Annotated in this window: 15 protein-coding genes and 1 pseudogene; 11 read left to right on the top strand and 5 right to left on the bottom strand. The window is 38.3% G+C overall.

All coding sequences use genetic code 11. The annotated features are described in order from the left end of the window. The first annotated feature begins 7 nt into the window (after positions 1-7). The 3 genes from OKX00_RS21370 (at position 8) to OKX00_RS21360 (ending at position 1,731) form a co-directional block, all read left to right on the top strand. Positions 8-229, top strand: a complete 222-nt coding sequence (locus tag OKX00_RS21370; protein WP_265408773.1) for a DUF3006 domain-containing protein — start codon at positions 8-10, stop codon at positions 227-229. Positions 230-547: 318 nt separating this feature from the next. Next, positions 548-922 carry a MerR family transcriptional regulator gene (locus tag OKX00_RS21365; RefSeq protein ID WP_265408772.1) on the top strand — a complete coding sequence of 125 codons (375 nt, stop codon included), beginning with the start codon at positions 548-550 and terminating at the stop codon, positions 920-922. A 47-nt stretch (positions 923-969) separates the two neighbouring features. After that, complete coding sequence (locus OKX00_RS21360; RefSeq protein WP_265408771.1) at positions 970-1,731, top strand: SDR family oxidoreductase; 762 nt, start codon at positions 970-972, stop codon at positions 1,729-1,731. A gap of 381 nt (positions 1,732-2,112) precedes the next feature. On the opposite strand, the gene OKX00_RS21355 is transcribed toward OKX00_RS21360, so the two are convergent. Next, a complete protein-coding gene (locus OKX00_RS21355; protein ID WP_265408770.1) occupies positions 2,113-2,928 on the bottom strand; it encodes an alpha/beta fold hydrolase in 816 nt (271 codons plus the stop codon). 692 nt (positions 2,929-3,620) lie between these two features. On the opposite strand from OKX00_RS21355, the pseudogene OKX00_RS21350 reads away from it, so the two are divergent. Both OKX00_RS21350 and OKX00_RS21345 read left to right on the top strand, forming a co-directional pair. After that, a pseudogene (locus OKX00_RS21350) lies at positions 3,621-3,830 on the top strand (isomerase); the annotation flags it as partial. A 188-nt stretch (positions 3,831-4,018) separates the two neighbouring features. Further along, on the top strand, positions 4,019-4,573 hold the full coding sequence (locus tag OKX00_RS21345; protein ID WP_265408769.1) for a GNAT family N-acetyltransferase: 555 nt from the start codon (positions 4,019-4,021) through the stop codon (positions 4,571-4,573). A gap of 37 nt (positions 4,574-4,610) precedes the next feature. Here the strand turns inward: OKX00_RS21345 and OKX00_RS21340 are convergent, their stop codons facing one another. The 3 genes from OKX00_RS21340 to OKX00_RS21330 form a co-directional block, all read right to left on the bottom strand. Continuing rightward, complete coding sequence (locus OKX00_RS21340) at positions 4,611-5,147, bottom strand: sugar O-acetyltransferase (RefSeq protein ID WP_265408768.1); 537 nt, start codon at positions 5,145-5,147, stop codon at positions 4,611-4,613. 231 nt (positions 5,148-5,378) lie between these two features. Continuing rightward, complete coding sequence (locus OKX00_RS21335; RefSeq protein WP_265408767.1) at positions 5,379-6,008, bottom strand: type 1 glutamine amidotransferase family protein; 630 nt, start codon at positions 6,006-6,008, stop codon at positions 5,379-5,381. Between the two features lie 74 nt (positions 6,009-6,082). Beyond that, entirely contained in the window at positions 6,083-7,045 is a 963-nt protein-coding gene (locus OKX00_RS21330; RefSeq protein WP_265408766.1) for a helix-turn-helix transcriptional regulator, read from the bottom strand. Positions 7,046-7,528: 483 nt separating this feature from the next. Between OKX00_RS21330 and OKX00_RS21325 the strand changes: the two genes are divergently transcribed. After that, positions 7,529-8,587: a serine hydrolase domain-containing protein gene (locus tag OKX00_RS21325; RefSeq protein WP_265408765.1), complete on the top strand. Its 1,059-nt coding sequence runs from the start codon at positions 7,529-7,531 to the stop codon at positions 8,585-8,587. A gap of 204 nt (positions 8,588-8,791) precedes the next feature. Here the strand turns inward: OKX00_RS21325 and OKX00_RS21320 are convergent, their stop codons facing one another. Further along, the gene (locus OKX00_RS21320; RefSeq protein ID WP_265408764.1) at positions 8,792-9,286 is read right to left on the bottom strand and encodes a DinB family protein; all 495 of its coding nucleotides are present in this window, start codon (positions 9,284-9,286) and stop codon (positions 8,792-8,794) included. Between the two features lie 279 nt (positions 9,287-9,565). On the opposite strand from OKX00_RS21320, the gene OKX00_RS21315 reads away from it, so the two are divergent. The 5 genes from OKX00_RS21315 to OKX00_RS21295 all read left to right on the top strand — a co-directional run bounded on the left by OKX00_RS21315 (position 9,566) and on the right by OKX00_RS21295 (position 14,949). Beyond that, the gene (locus OKX00_RS21315; RefSeq protein WP_265408763.1) at positions 9,566-10,228 is read left to right on the top strand and encodes a Type 1 glutamine amidotransferase-like domain-containing protein; all 663 of its coding nucleotides are present in this window, start codon (positions 9,566-9,568) and stop codon (positions 10,226-10,228) included. 133 nt (positions 10,229-10,361) lie between these two features. Next, on the top strand, positions 10,362-10,979 hold the full coding sequence (locus OKX00_RS21310; RefSeq protein WP_265408762.1) for an RraA family protein: 618 nt from the start codon (positions 10,362-10,364) through the stop codon (positions 10,977-10,979). A gap of 308 nt (positions 10,980-11,287) precedes the next feature. After that, a complete protein-coding gene (locus tag OKX00_RS21305) occupies positions 11,288-12,271 on the top strand; it encodes a tRNA dihydrouridine synthase (RefSeq protein ID WP_265408761.1) in 984 nt (327 codons plus the stop codon). 143 nt (positions 12,272-12,414) lie between these two features. After that, the gene (locus OKX00_RS21300; RefSeq protein ID WP_265408760.1) at positions 12,415-13,251 is read left to right on the top strand and encodes a metallophosphoesterase family protein; all 837 of its coding nucleotides are present in this window, start codon (positions 12,415-12,417) and stop codon (positions 13,249-13,251) included. A 633-nt stretch (positions 13,252-13,884) separates the two neighbouring features. Then, entirely contained in the window at positions 13,885-14,949 is a 1,065-nt protein-coding gene (locus OKX00_RS21295; protein WP_265408759.1) for an SHOCT domain-containing protein, read from the top strand. Positions 14,950-15,103 lie beyond the last annotated feature (154 nt).

Here is a 15,103-nt window from a genome sequence, read left to right as displayed (position 1 = left end):
AAAGGTAATGAAGAAAATTAAGGGGATTATTGACCGCTTTGAAGGCGAGTATGCTGTCATCGAGATCGGCAATGAAACCAAAGATATTCTTAAATCATCACTTCCCAAACAGGCAAAGGTCGGTGACGTCATCTATTTTAAGGATGATAAGATCGTAGTTGATAAAGAGGAAACAGAAAAATTGAGAAAAGAAATCGAAGACCTGATGGATGAGGTCTGGGATGATTAAAAAAACAGCAGCTATGGCAGCTGTTTTTTTATTTGCTTCTTCAACAAACGCACCCGTTAGTTTAAGTTCACCTTTTCACATTTTTGTTTTTTAGTGAGGAATTATTAACGATTTAACTGTTGTGGTTCACATTATTATCTCAATTTAAAGAAATGTTGTTTTCCTTTGATTTACCTTTTGTGACGAAATGTCTGAATTCATTTACTGGTACAGAATTTAAAATTTTTTAGTTTTTTAGTTTTTTTGTTGACTTAAACCACGGTTTAAGTTGTATCATAATCCTGTCGACAAAGAAAGATAAAATTTGGAGGTCTCCCGATGAAATATTGTTCAATTAGCGAAGCTGCAGCAAAATTCAATATTACAGAATCAACGTTACGTTATTATGAAAAAAAGGGACTGCTGCCACTAATTGAGCGGGATGAGGCAGGTAGGCGGTTATTTTCAGAAGATCAAATTTCACTCCTTGAAACCGTTATTTGTTTAAAAAATACGCACATGCCCATTAGTGGTATTAAGCAATATATTGATTGGGTTGTAGAAGGAGACAAAACCATTGAACTCCGACTTGAAATGATGAGGAACCACAAGCAGTCAGTGCTAGATGAAATTTCATTAATGACAGAATCTTTAAAGAGAATTGACTTAAAAATTACACGTTATACAAAACGACCTGTTACAGGAAAAGTATAAATTAGTTTTTATTAAGTGAAGAAAATAATTGGAAAAGAGGAACTAAAATGAAACTATCAGGAAATACAATACTTATTACAGGTGGAAGTGCTGGGATAGGATTAGCTTTTGCAGAACGCTTTATAAAGGCGGGAAATAAAGTTATCATTACTGGTCGACGTGAAAATGTACTTCAAAATGCAAAAGAAAAATTCCCAGACCTTATTACTCATGTAAGTGATTTGAGCACTGAATCTGAGCGTATATCATTGTTTGATTGGGTAACAGAGAACTATCCAGAAGTGAATGTGTTAGTGAACAATGCAGGGATTCAACAACGCTTTAATGTGTTAAAAACAGATGCGAAGAACAATTGGAATTACTTCAATAAAGAAATCACAACAAACATTGAAGCACCTTTCCATCTGTCTATACTATTTTCTCGATTTTTCTCTACAAAAGAAGAAGCGACTATCATTAACGTCACTTCTGGGTTAGCTTTTACTCCGTTTGCCATTGCTCCGATCTATTCAGCAACGAAATCGGCACTTCATTCATTTACAATGAGTTTACGACACCAACTTTCTGATTCATCTGTAGAAGTAATTGAAGTTGCTCCACCAGCAGTGAATACAGATTTAGGCGGAGCAGGGTTGCATACTCATGGTGAGCCGTTAGATGATTTCGCAGATGGGATTTTTAAAGGATTGGAAGAGGGTAAACAAGAAATTGGATATGGAACTTCGATAGAACGACTACGCATGTCACGAGATAAAGTCGATGAACACGTAGAAAATATGTACAATGCAATGAAAAATACAATTGAATAACTAGCCTTTCTTCATGTTGGACATGAAGGGCAAAAAACTCGCTAAAGTAGCGAGTTTTTTTATTCCATTGCTTATTCAACTAATCTGCCCCTTTAGTTCCATAAGAAAAAGCTGCCTTAAAGACAGCTTCGATTTTCAGCTAATGCACCCGTTAGCGTAAGTACATTCCTTCACAATCTTAAAAGAAGTTGCCAATATGACAGTTCCGTTCCGTTCTTTAATTCTTCCATAACTAAGAAAGTATAAAGAACAATAAAGAAAAAAGCCGCCAAACATGGCCGCAGTATCTTAAAAAATCTTTTGTGTGTAACAAGAAAGAGATTTCTAGTTTTAAAGGTATATTTTAATTCAGGCACAAAACAACCCTTTTTTTTGCAATGCTTATTCTGAATAATACTTACCGGAATTACGGAAATGTTCAGCAAGTAACGAATTAACTTCTTCCGGAGTTTCAAGTGCCAGAGAATGGCCCGCGTTGGCAATGACTTTACACATACCATTTCTTACCGTGACTGCAATTTTATTCGACTGTTCAACCGTATAGGCATGATCTTCAGCTCCTGCAATCGCCAACATCGGAACATCCACTTCATTTAGTTCACTCAGTATTCGTTTGCGATGAACCACCTGATACGCAGCATCGCCAATCGTACGATCTAAACCCTCTATGTGATCCTTCCAGAAATTGAGTTCATTCGCAAAAGACGGATCTTCAAGTGACGTGTCTCCAAACATAATGTATATCAAAGTTTGGGACATGGGCTTGCCTCCATAATACTGTAGATGCTCAACAATTGGCTGAAATTCATCTATTTTATATTCTTCTTCAGCGGATGTCCCCAGCACTGTACATGAAATAAGGAGTTCTGGATGCCTTGCAGCCAGACGCAAAGCAATAAAGCCCCCCATAGAGTTACCTACAAAATGACAGGGGCCTAAAACAAGCTCTTTAATAAGTGCTGCCGCATCCTCTGTCAATGTATCCAAATCAAGCATGTCCAACGTATCTTTAGCACTTTTCCCTTGCCCCCGATGATCATAACAAATGACTCTGTATTCACCAGCAAACCGTTCCACTTGTTTATGAAACATTCGACTATTAAAGAATAATGAGTGACTGAAAACCAAGGCTGGTGCATCTTTTGGACCGGTATCCTGGTAGTAAAGCGTAGTTCCGTTTACATCAATGAACGGCATAAATGAACCTCCTTTAATAATATTAGTATTCACACTTTCCAGATCACTTCTTCATGGGATTTTTATATTAAGATAGTGGAATAGCCAAAATCCTGTTCAACAATTCGCATTGATCGATAGTTTTTCGTTATAAAATTGTTGTAAATAATGCAAGCGTGAACTCTATCGTGTACTTATGGATGGTTAACTAAATCAATGCCTTGATGTAAGGCTTATGACCGGAAACCGGAAATCACAATCGTCGCATTTGATCTTTTGCGTTCGAGTTTCACAATATATCTCTTTCTTTGTTATTTCATTTTCAATTGCTCCCCTACATCTAGATCTATCTCTATTTACCCTTGTGGTCTTTAAGCCAAACTAGCTGGCTAGAGCACTAACCTGCCCTTTAGTTGAATAGGTACCTGTAAATATAATACTAAAAAGCACATATCACTTGTCTATGGAAAGAAACAATCCTAATGAAATGTGCTTTTTAAAATCACCAACATCTCATGTGTTGCCACATACAATCCACACACGTTGAGGTAGTATCCCAGATAATTTTAAAAGAAAAAGCAGGTTCCCGTTAAGGGGAAAACCTACTTTTTTTAAAATGTAGGGGCGGCAAATCGGTAATGAATTACAGGTGTGCTGTTGTAATCTTTCGTTAGAGTGGTCCATTACTGGACTGATCTTTTTTTATGGAGCTGGTTATGTATGGAAGCTGTGGAAATTGGACGCTTTTGGTTCCGGTCAATCACTTGGATGCGTTCAAGTGGATGAAGCCGGATAACAATCGCTTTCCGGTCATTTTAAAAGAAATGCCCCGTGCCTCGGTTCATCCATTTTGTCTGGTGACGTCTAATCGAGAGGCAGACATGCACGGCCGTCATATTTCATTTCATTACTCCGGGACCATAATGATTCTGTGACTGGAAGAGAAATTTGAAGTCACTTTTTAGAAACAGCAGGGAATCATTGCTGAAATAAGAATAGTAAATGGGAAAGTTATTTTTCTGAAGGGATGTGACGCTTATGGTACGCATGCAACGTTTTTATGACCAGATTACTATTTATAAAAAACGAAAAAAAGGACGGGATGTTATTCATGATGACTGGACAAAAGGTCGAACTGCGGCCAGTGTCACTCGACGATTTTAAACGAACGTATAACTGGCGGAATGATGAGGAAACCGCGCGGTTCGAAGCTGGTACAGGTTTTTTTCGCCTCAGCAATGTACCAATGGAAAAAATTGAAGCAGACTACGAACAATCGATCATTAAATTGGATAAACGGGAGACAGGGGAGTTTTCCATTTATACTTTGGAAGAAGCTCCGGAACATATTGGATCCATCGGATACCGGGAACTGAACATGATTGCCAGGCGCTGTACGGTGGGAATCGGGGTCGGCCACAAAGAGTATTGGGGCAGAGGCTATGGCACAGATGCGATGAAAATTATGATCGGTTTTTTATTCAAAACGATGAATTTGGAACGTATTCAGTTGGACACCTGGAGTGGGAATATGAGAGCCATTCGTTCTTATGAGAAGTGCGGTTTTCAAGTGGAAGGTCGCTTGAGGAACCATTCCTATATTAACGGGAAATATTACGATACGATCGTAATGGGGTTATTGAGGGAAGACTTTCAGTGTGAATAAACCATAGGAAAAGGCAGCATTTCGCTGCCTTTTTGTGTTAAATCGGTCTTATTACCCTTGCAGGGTTTCCAGCCACAACCGTATCTGGAGGAACATCTTTCGTCACAACAGAACCTGCTGCCACAACGGAATGGTCACCAATTGTCACTCCGGCCAGGATGACGCAGCTGCCGCCAATCCATACGTCATTTCCGATGGTAATGGGGATGGCATATCCCGTCTTATTACGATCCTTCGGTGCAATGGAATGACCTGCCGTATATATCCCCACATTGGGGCCAATCATGCAGTTGTCACCAATTGTGACTTCTGCCATGTCCAAAATGGTACAGTTGTAACCGGCATAGAAGTTGTCGCCCACATGAATATTGTCGCCCAGGTCACATTGAAAATTAGCTTCAAGGCTTGGCTTTTCACCGACGCCTCCAAACAATTCCCTGATGATTTCATCTTTCTTTTCTTCATCTTCGACATCGCAATGATTCAATTCCCGTACCAGTTTTTGGGCAACCGTAGTTTTTAATTTCAGTTCCTCCGTTCCGCGTTCATAAAAAATCTTTTCTTTCTCACTCACAAAACATTTCCTCCTTTCATTGATCTCCTATTCCTCAACTGAACCTCGCCATCTACCCACCGGATATTCGTCCTTTCTAATATGTAAATAACTACTCATAACGTATAGCATTTTCGCTGGATTTGCAAAAGGAGAAAATGGATTAGATCCCTTATAAAAAGGAAATTCCAAATTAAAAAGCCCAACTTCTCTGCAATCAAAATAGAGAAATTGAGCTTTTCAGTTACTTCATTAATTTATTGAATTCATTAACTCGAAGAAGTATTCAGGTTTATGAGTCTTATTCAGGTTATACCATGCATGTAATGTATCTGATGCAAATACATCTAATTTTTTCAGTACTTCCAGCGCGAATTCCAGAGGAGCTATTCCTGATGCAGTAACTAAATTCCCATCAGATACCGCAGATCCCATCTCATAGAACTTTTCTCCTTTATAGTTAGGGCATACCATTTTAGTGTATTCCATGTTATTACTTGTATGCTTTCTAGTATCTAAGTATCCCATATTCGCAAGGGCCTCAATTGCACCACAAATGGCAGCAACAATTGTTCCAAGCTTTAAAGCCTGGCCGATTCTTTCCAAGATAGGCTGATGAATTTCTTCACTCCAAGTAGTTCCTCCTGGTAAAATTAAAAGATCTTTACTCTCAAGAGTACATTCATCAAGGGAAATGTCCGGTTTTATGCCCAGTCCTCCCATCGTAGTAATCATTTCTTTATTAGCTCCTACTGTAATTACTTTTAAAGGTGCTAAATCTTTTTTGAAATATCTTCCTGAGTTTAATTCAGCAATCAAATATCCATATTCCCAGTCCGACATTGTATTAAATACATATAGAAAAACTTTTTTCGTTTGCATCCAATAACACTCCCAATCACCATTGATATTGCAATTATAATAAAACTTCCCTGACAGCTAACGTCAGGGAAGTTTTATACTTGATGAAATTCTATTAATTCCGACAGAACTTCAATAAGTCTTTTCTTAAGACTTATTGGCTCAATAACTTTAATCGATTTGTTGTACGGTAAAAGTAAGTAAGGTACGTATGTATGTACTATATCTTTTTCAAGAAAAAAAACGGCTTGATTTGAAGTCCGTTCTTGCAAATAATGTCCTAAAAACCAATGTTGGCAAACATCATTCAGCGTACTTTCATTTCCATTAATAACTAAAGAAGTAATCCCTTCCTTGTCTTCTGTAGTTGGAAGGAGGTTTTTCATAAAAAAGTCACGTGCTGAAAAATTTTCTGGCCGGTTAAACTTAATTTCGGAGAGCATCAGACTTTCAATTCGATCTGCTCTAAAACTACGGATATCATTCCTAAGATGACAATATCCAATCACATACCACTTATTATTCCAATAGATAATTCTGTACGGATCGACCAATCTATCATTCAATTGCTTTTCGCTACTTTTAGGGTAAAGAATTTGTACTGAGTACCGGTCAGCTACGGCCTGCTCCAACTCCTTCAAAAAAGGTTCCATAGAGAGTGGACTTATTCGGCTTATAACTTCAATACTAGTTAAATGTTGGTTTATCTTTGTATCCTGCTCTTGATTTGAATATTTACTTAGTTTTGAAATGGCCCTATTTAGTGCTTCACCTCCATAATAGCCGGCTTCTTCTGCAAAAACAGCAGCATGAACTAGTGAAGTTTGCTCCTCATAATCAAAGAAAAGAGGAGCCTCAATAAAATTGTTCAACAAAGTGTATCCACCATTATGCCCTGGTTCTGAAATTATAGGTACGCCACTTGTTGAAATGGTATCAATATAACGATACACAGTCCTTATATTCATCTCTAACTTTTCTGAGATTTGTTTTGCAGTAATTTTTTCACCTGAACGAAGCATCCATAGAATGGCTAACATATTATCGATTTTAGGCATATAATTCCACCTCTATATGAAACTTATTTTCTATTATACATTTCTGATTTTTGGTATATCTCATCAAATGTTCCTTTAGTGTCCTATCTAAATTTTTTGCATAGGCCAAAGTCATTTCTGGTGAACTATAAGCCAGCCATTTTTGAAGATGGATTATATTCATCCCATTGTTTATCATTTCAACAGCTTCCGTATGACAAAAAGTAAACACACCCCTGTAACTTTTATTATTTTTGTTACAAAATAATTATACTTTATTTTCCATAGGAGTTGAGGGCTTGAAAATAATTGTAAAAAATCCATAGAACATATCAATCACCGCCGTTGCTCCTTTAGGTAGTGGATCTTTGCTGGCCGATATGTAACCCGCATCTTCTTTATTATTCTTCGTTTGGTGGGTGAGGAATAACATTATGTACAGGAGCTTTTCGAGAATTTAAACTATCATTTATAGTATTGTTGTTATAAAAAGCGGGAGGGTTTATGCTTCAATCACATATAAATATTAAAGATTGTATGAAGCACCATAATGTTATTGGTCTAAGCGTTTCTTTAATCAATAGTGGTCAAATTAGCCGAATTGAAAATTACGGTTTGCTAGAAGTGGGAACCAACAAAAAAGTGAACAATAATTCTATTTTTAATGCTTGTTCAATCAGTAAGTTTTTAACAGCGTTACTCGTTTTGAAGTTAACAGAAGAAGGTATTCTCGATTTGGATGAGGATGTTAACAAAAGATTAAAATCGTGGAAAGGCCCCTATAATAATTTGGCCGACAAAAAAGGAATAACATTACGGCACTTGCTGAGCCATCAATCTGGAGTTATGGATTCTGAAGAAAGTTTTATGGAACTAACCTCTAATACAGGGATCTCTTCAATAGCAGAAATATTAGAAGGAACTACACCATATTGTAAAGCACCTATTGAAATTAAGTATAAACCAGGGAGCGACTTTCAATATTCAGATGCAGGATTTTGTATTATACAGCAGCTCATTGAAGATGTGACTGGGAAACCTTTTAAAAAAGTTGTTAAAGAACTAATATTTCAACCACTAAAAATGACAAATAGCACATTTATACAAAATAAGTCTGAAGAGATAGACGCGGATTTTTCTTCTGGTCATAACAAAGAAAGTGAATTAGCAGATGGGAAATATCCAATATATCCTTATCCCGCAGCCTCAGGACTCTGGACAACTACTTCAGACTTATCTCAATTACTTCTTGAATTAATGAATGCACTCCATAATAAAAGCAGGATTGGAATTTCTGCAAATAAAGTAAAAGACATGATCAGCTCACAGGGGTGTAAAAGCTGGACTGGACTTGGGGTGTTTTTGGACGGTTCAGAAGAAGAAATTGAAATTTCATCACTGGGATGGGGATTAGGATTTCAATGTATGATGGCAGCCTATCCTCATTTAGGAAACGGTTTAATCATAATGACTAATACAGATTTGGGAGTCCATCAATTAAAAGGTATAATTGGTGAAATTTATTATGCCCTAAAACCTTTGTTAAATCTTGTTAGTGTTTAGTCACGTTGGAGCAGAGTTGAAAGAAAAAATCTTTATAAAAAGAGCCTTATAATTAAAGGAGCCAAAATTAAAAACCCTGACAACAGGGTTTGGTTTTAGCCCAGCACACAAAGCAGCACTTTCAAGAGCTCCAAAGGTACTTCTTGAACAGCTCCCTGCTTCTGATCCAAGCGTTGAGGATAATTCTGGACTGATATAGCTTATTTAGAAGCTGCGTTTTCCTCCCCAAGCGCCTTGCAATTTACTGAGGAGCACAACTTGACCGATATGATATGCGCCGTGCATGGCTAAACTCTTCATTTCAAGCACTAATGGAAAATCTTCTCCCGGGACCTGCCTATACATATCTGCATGTTCTGATTTTGCCAGTGTTTTTTCAAGTTCGCGATGAACATAAAAGTATTCTTCTTTGGTTTTCTCCCAATTTTCCATCGTCTCAGCCGGTAGTCGGAATGTAGCTTTATTATTTTCTGCCTGCGGTTCATTCTCTGTTTCCCCGAGAAATCGCAACAGATATCTTTTTTCATAGAAAAGTAAGTGGCAAACCAGTTCCCAAATGGAGTTCATATCCTCATCCGCTGGTTTCCAAAGTGCCTGTTCAAAAGTGATATCCTCCAGCACTTTTTCAAGCGGCGGAAACCATTCTTCTTGATCTAAACAGCTTGCCCATTGCTCTAATAAAAGCGTCTTTGCTTCCATTTGCTATTCCCTCCAATTTAATCTCTTTGGTCAAAACAAAATACATTTGCGGCATGTGTTCTGGCTAACTTACATTTCAACATGAACCTTTCAATACCTGCTTAATTTTCTCTTGACTCAGGCTGCACCCTCATATAAACATTAAGATAACAACAACCATTTCGGGCCGGTTTGATTCTTGTATCAGGCAAAGCTGCCCGTGTTAGAGTCCGCATACACATTTTAAAAAGTCAGAAGAAGCAAACGTCAGTTACTCAAAAAGACGAGGAGTTGAAGGCAATGAAACTTCTGCTTACATCTGGTGGCATCAGTAACAAAAGCATTCGTGATGCGCTGGTTGACATGATGGACAAGCCGATTGAAGAGTCCAGCGCTCTCTGTATACCAACGGCGGTGTACGCCATACCCGGTGGTGCATGGAACGCATGGAAGTTCTTGAATGGACAATCCGGAGCACCGATGTGTGAGGTGGGCTGGAAGTCTATGGGAGTGCTAGAACTCTCGACGCTGCCGAGCCTCGGTAAAGAGCATTGGGTTCCAATGGTGAAGGAGACTGACGTTCTGTTAGTGGATGGAGGTGATCCATTGTATCTGAGTTACTGGATGAAACAGTCCGGACTGGCAGAACTCTTGCCATCGCTGGATTCAGTCTATGTCGGATTGAGTGCCGGGAGCATGGTGATGGCACCGAACATCGGGGAATTCTTCGTTAACTGGACTCCACCCAGCGGAGGCGATGAAGGGCTGAATCTGGTTGATTTTGCCATGTTTCCGCACCTGGAACACGAGATGCTGCCATATAACACGATGGCTAACGCAGAGAATTGGGCAGCCGGGATTCAAGGGCCGGCGTATGCCATGGATGATCAGACTGCCATCAAAGTGATCGATGGAGCGGTCGAAGTGGTATCTGAAGGGCAGTGGAAACTGTTTACGCCATAATCATACTCTATTTGATATATCACTTAGTGTGGTCCATAAACTTCTCTTATAACTATCTATAATTTTTTCAATATTTAAACATATTTGATAAAACCATATAATGAAGGAAATAGGTTAGAAGAAGGAGAAGGTTATGGAACCAATCATAAAGGCATTTATGAATATTCCTACCACCTGTATTTCAGATTGTATGAATGGTCTCAACAATATGGATCCAGCGATCAAAACTCTTGAAGAAGGCTATAAGATGGCGGGAAGGGCACTAACCGTGAAGATTCCTGTGGGGGATAACCTGGTACTTCTCAAAGCAATCCGTGAAGCTAAATCTGGGGATGTGCTTGTCATTGATACAAAAGGAGATCAATATCGTGCCATTGCGGGCGATTTTATTATTGGGATGGCGCAAACTCTCGGCGCACATGCTTTCGTGGTCGACGGTGTGATTCGGGACATTGTTGACATCAAGAAGCTGAATTTCCCTGTGTTCGCAAGAGGCGCAGCCGTTGCATCGAGCGCAAACGTTGGGGCTGGGGAAATCAATATTTCGATTTCCTGTGGCGGAACAGCTGTGAATCCTGGTGATATCATCGTTGGGGATGCAAATGGAGTTGTCGTCATCCCCCAAGCTTTAGAACAAGAAGTCCTCGATAAAGCACTGGCAAAATTGAAAAAAGATGAGAAGAGAGAAAAAGAAGTGTCGGGGAACGCAGAGGCGATTAAGAAGTATATTGATCAAATGATATCAAAATAAGCAGGTAAGAAGGCCACTCCATAAACCGGGAGTGGCCTTCTTTGTATTTAGGAGTCCAATTCTGATTTCGCTAAAAAGTTCTTTTCCTGGTAAATTTATTTTTTTACCATTTTCTTTTCAGTATTTTTTTGGTGAAACTTTATTTTAACTCGAAAAGTGGAATAATGGTTGATAGAGGCAGACAAATCTGTTTGATAATAAGTGTTTAAGCATGGTATAAATGTAAAGGAAGCAGGGACATCATGCTTTTTAATTTTGGGATAAGGGGTTCATTAAGTATCCCATCATGAGAGGATATGGATTACAACATGAAAGACAATTTTTGGCGTGATTTACCACGGCCATTTTTTATATTGGCACCAATGGAAGAAGTGACGGATGTTGTTTTCCGTCATGTCGTAAGTGAAGCAGCGAGGCCCGATGTGTTTTTTACAGAGTTCACAAACAGTGATAGTTATTGTCATCCTGAAGGAATTCGAAGTGTTAAAGGGCGTTTGACGTTTACTGAAGACGAACAGCCACTGGTCGCTCATATATGGGGAGATAATCCTGAAAACTTCCGTAAAATGAGTATCGGTATGGCGGAAATGGGCTTTCAGGGGATCGATATCAATATGGGCTGTCCTGTACCGAATGTGACACAGAATGGGAAGGGAAGCGGCCTTATCCTTCGTCCGGAAGTTGCGGCAGAGTTAATTCAAGCAGCCAAAGCAGGAGGATTGCCCGTAAGTGTAAAGACAAGGCTTGGTTTCACGGAAGTAGACGAATGGAAAGAGTGGCTGAAACACATCTTGAAACAAGATATTGTCAATCTATCTATTCATTTGCGAACAAGAAAAGAAATGAGTAAGGTAGATGCTCATTGGGAGCTGATACCGGAGATTAAGAAGCTTCGTGACGAAGTGGCACCCGACACCCTCTTAACGATCAATGGGGATATTCCTGACCGTCAAACGGGCTTGAAGCTCGCAGAACAATATGGTATCGATGGAGTAATGATCGGACGCGGCATCTTCCATAATCCATTTGCCTTTGAAAAGGAGCCGAAAGCTCACAGCAGTAAGGAATTGCTCGGTCTCTTACGATTGCATCTGGGTCTCTATGATAAATACTCACACTTGGAGCTGCGCCCGTTTACGGCTCTCCACCGCTTTTTCAAGATCTACGTCAAAGGATTTCGAGGCGCAGGTGAATTAAGAAATCAATTGATGAGCACTAAGTCAACAGATCAAGTGCGTGCGCTGCTCGATACCTTTGAGTCAGAGAATCTTGAGGGTATGGGGGAACTGTAGAAGTAGTCCTATTCAATATAATTGCTAGCGGAATCAGGTGATACTGGTTCCGCTATTTTTTTTGAAAAAACTCACACGAATTACCAACTAATGGTAGAATGGGAATGTTCGTTTTTTTAGATAAGCTTGCAGGAGGACAAATCATGAAACATAAGATTGCATTGTTGGCAGATGTCCACGGGAACGCCAGTGCTTTAAAAGCAGTGATCGAAGACTGCATCAAAGATGGTGTTACTGACTATTGGTTTTTAGGTGATTTAATCATGCCCGGCCCTGGAGGAAATAACTTATTTGAACTATTAGACAGTGTGAATATTACTACATTCGTAAAAGGAAACTGGGAAGACTGCTTCCTTGATGTATTGGATAAGGACATTGATTTAGAAAACGCAACGGATATTTATGTTTCCAGGCTGGTTCAATACCTGTGTGAAAATTTGGATGATCATCATATACAATTGATTAAGAAGCTGCCTTTACACCTTACAAAACAAGTGAATGGCCTTTCCATCAGCATTAGCCATAATTTACATAGTAAAAATTATGGTGGAGATTTATGGCCTACGAATAGCCAGGAAAACTTTGATCAGTTATTTGTAAATGAAGATGATGATATTGCGATTTATGCTCATACCCATCAGCAAATTTTACGCTATAGCAGCAATGGCCAATTAATTATTAATCCAGGATCTGTCGGACAGCCTTTTAATAAGTGGAACAAGTTTCGTCCTGACCTGCGTGCTCAGTATGCGGTTCTTGAAATGGATAAAACGGGAGTTGCGGAAGTCAAATTTAAAAAAGTTGCCTATGATGTTGAAAATGAAATAAAGAACGCAATTGAAAATAACCTTCCCTATTTAGATTTATATCAGGAAATGCGTGAGACAGGAAAAACGTATACACATGACATTGACCTATTACAAAAAATCAATGACAGACTTAATTACAAACGGGAAATCATTAATTATTTTGGGCTTTAAAGTGTTACTGATATCGTTTCCCAAGAAAGAAAATAAAGTTTAAATATGTTCCTTAGAGAAGAGGAGGAGAAGACATGAAAACACACTAAAGTATTATATTTTGCTTATCATTGGGACAGTCATATTTATATATAATGCCTTTGCTGCAGGAATAGTAGGAGGGAAGATGGTATTAGATGATAAATACAAAGACTACTTAGTATTCTCGAATCCTCCATATACTGCACGTAATATCAGTGAAATCGATAAAATCTTATATTCTGCACAAACTTCAGGTTACCCTTACATTTCTATCATCGCATTTTTATCGTAGTAGTTATAGTTATGATGAGAAAGAACAAATCAAAAAAGAAAAATGTAAGTCGAACTTAACAGAAGAGAATTGAGAATAGATCTTTTGAACAGATTCTGTGTCCTTGGTTAATTGACCAATCGTTATTTCCATTCCCGCCTGAAATACAAGTGTGTTCCTTTAATTACTTTTAGGGACACTTTTTTCTATATATGGAGAGACTTAGCTAAATGGTTTAGCATGCTTGCTTATTTTTAAATTAATTTAATGGTAAAGGCAAATCATGTGAATTAGACATTAAGTTATAGATTCTAAAAAATAATCAATCTTAGAAGGAAAATGTGAGAAATTTATCGAAATATGTAATTAGTAAAATTCACAAAAAGATTATCCTGAATATAAGGATGAAATCTTTGCGAAAGGAAGTCAAAGTTTTGAGCAACACAGAGAAAAGTAATTCATTAGAGTTAATTATAACAAACGCATTAAAAGTACCAGGAGTTAAGGTGAATCGGACGGAGTTTTTATCCAAAATCTTGGCAGACCAAATAGAATACAATGATCTTGTAATAGTATTGGAAAAAGGTCCTATTGAAGCAGGAGTAAATATTAATACGTTAGATAAATTGGCTAAATCCTTAATAGAGAAAAGAACTCTTCAAAGTACGGGGGCATCATTTGCAGCTGGATTACCTGGAGGTTTGGCAATGGCAGCTACCATTCCAGCAGATACTCTTCAATTTTATGGGGTTTCCTTGAGATTAGCTCAAGAATTAGCCTATATATATGGGTATAAAGATTTGTGGGAAGATGACCAAGTAGATGCAGAAAGAGTAAGAGGAGAGCTTACTTTATTTTTAGGAGTTATGTTTGGTGTGGGCGGTACTGCTTCAGCATTAAAGGTATTATCTTCAAAAGTAGCACAACAGGTGTTAAAAAAGCTCCCTCAAAAGGCATTAATGAAGACAATCTATTACCCGATTTTTAAAAAAGTAGCGTCCACCATAGGAGTAAAGGTGACAAAAAAAACCTTCGCCCAGGGAGTATCAAAAGCCATCCCATTATTGGGTGGTGTTATTTCAGGTGGATTAACCTATGCTTCTATGAAACCAATGGGCACCCGATTAAGAACTACATTATATGAGTCGGTAAATAATTACTCCAAGGATGATTTGGACAGAGACTTACAAAATATGAAAAGAGAAATGCCGGATTTTATTGATGCAGAGTTTACGGATGTAGAAGAAGACCTCTCAAATGATAAGGTGATGTTTAAGGAACAAAAGGTGTTTTTTAGTGCTGCTGATGAGATATTAAAGTATAAGCAATTGTTAGATATGGGAGTTATAACTCAGGAAGAATTTGATAGAAAGAAAGAAGAATTATTAAATAATACTCCTCTATAAGGTAGTTGGAGCTTCCGTTCGTTCATGGGGAAGTTATCAAATTATTATCTACCTATTATACAGGTAGAGTTAAAGAAGGAGCAGGTTCCTGATAAGGAGCCTGCTTTTTATTTATTATGCGAGGGACAATAAGTCGATAAGAAATTAAAGGTGG

Source organism: Fictibacillus sp. KU28468 (assembly GCF_026153615.1).
GTDB lineage: Bacteria > Bacillota > Bacilli > Bacillales > Fictibacillaceae > Fictibacillus_C > Fictibacillus_C marinisediminis.
This window is presented reverse-complemented; position numbering and strand designations above follow the sequence as displayed.

Bases quoted from the DNA above. Each gene is read 5' to 3' on its own strand.
- OKX00_RS21370 (WP_265408773.1), top strand. From the start codon at position 8: ATGAAGAAAATTAAGGGGATTATTGACCGCTTTGAAGGCGAGTATGCT.
- OKX00_RS21365 (WP_265408772.1), top strand. From the start codon at position 548: ATGAAATATTGTTCAATTAGCGAAGCTGCAGCAAAATTCAATATTACA.
- OKX00_RS21360 (WP_265408771.1), top strand. From the start codon at position 970: ATGAAACTATCAGGAAATACAATACTTATTACAGGTGGAAGTGCTGGG.
- OKX00_RS21355 (WP_265408770.1), bottom strand. From the start codon at position 2,928: ATGCCGTTCATTGATGTAAACGGAACTACGCTTTACTACCAGGATACC.
- OKX00_RS21345 (WP_265408769.1), top strand. From the start codon at position 4,019: ATGATGACTGGACAAAAGGTCGAACTGCGGCCAGTGTCACTCGACGAT.
- OKX00_RS21335 (WP_265408767.1), bottom strand. From the start codon at position 6,008: ATGCAAACGAAAAAAGTTTTTCTATATGTATTTAATACAATGTCGGAC.
- OKX00_RS21330 (WP_265408766.1), bottom strand. From the start codon at position 7,045: ATGCCTAAAATCGATAATATGTTAGCCATTCTATGGATGCTTCGTTCA.
- OKX00_RS21325 (WP_265408765.1), top strand. From the start codon at position 7,529: ATGCTTCAATCACATATAAATATTAAAGATTGTATGAAGCACCATAAT.
- OKX00_RS21320 (WP_265408764.1), bottom strand. From the start codon at position 9,286: ATGGAAGCAAAGACGCTTTTATTAGAGCAATGGGCAAGCTGTTTAGAT.
- OKX00_RS21315 (WP_265408763.1), top strand. From the start codon at position 9,566: ATGAAACTTCTGCTTACATCTGGTGGCATCAGTAACAAAAGCATTCGT.
- OKX00_RS21310 (WP_265408762.1), top strand. From the start codon at position 10,362: ATGGAACCAATCATAAAGGCATTTATGAATATTCCTACCACCTGTATT.
- OKX00_RS21305 (WP_265408761.1), top strand. From the start codon at position 11,288: ATGAAAGACAATTTTTGGCGTGATTTACCACGGCCATTTTTTATATTG.
- OKX00_RS21300 (WP_265408760.1), top strand. From the start codon at position 12,415: ATGAAACATAAGATTGCATTGTTGGCAGATGTCCACGGGAACGCCAGT.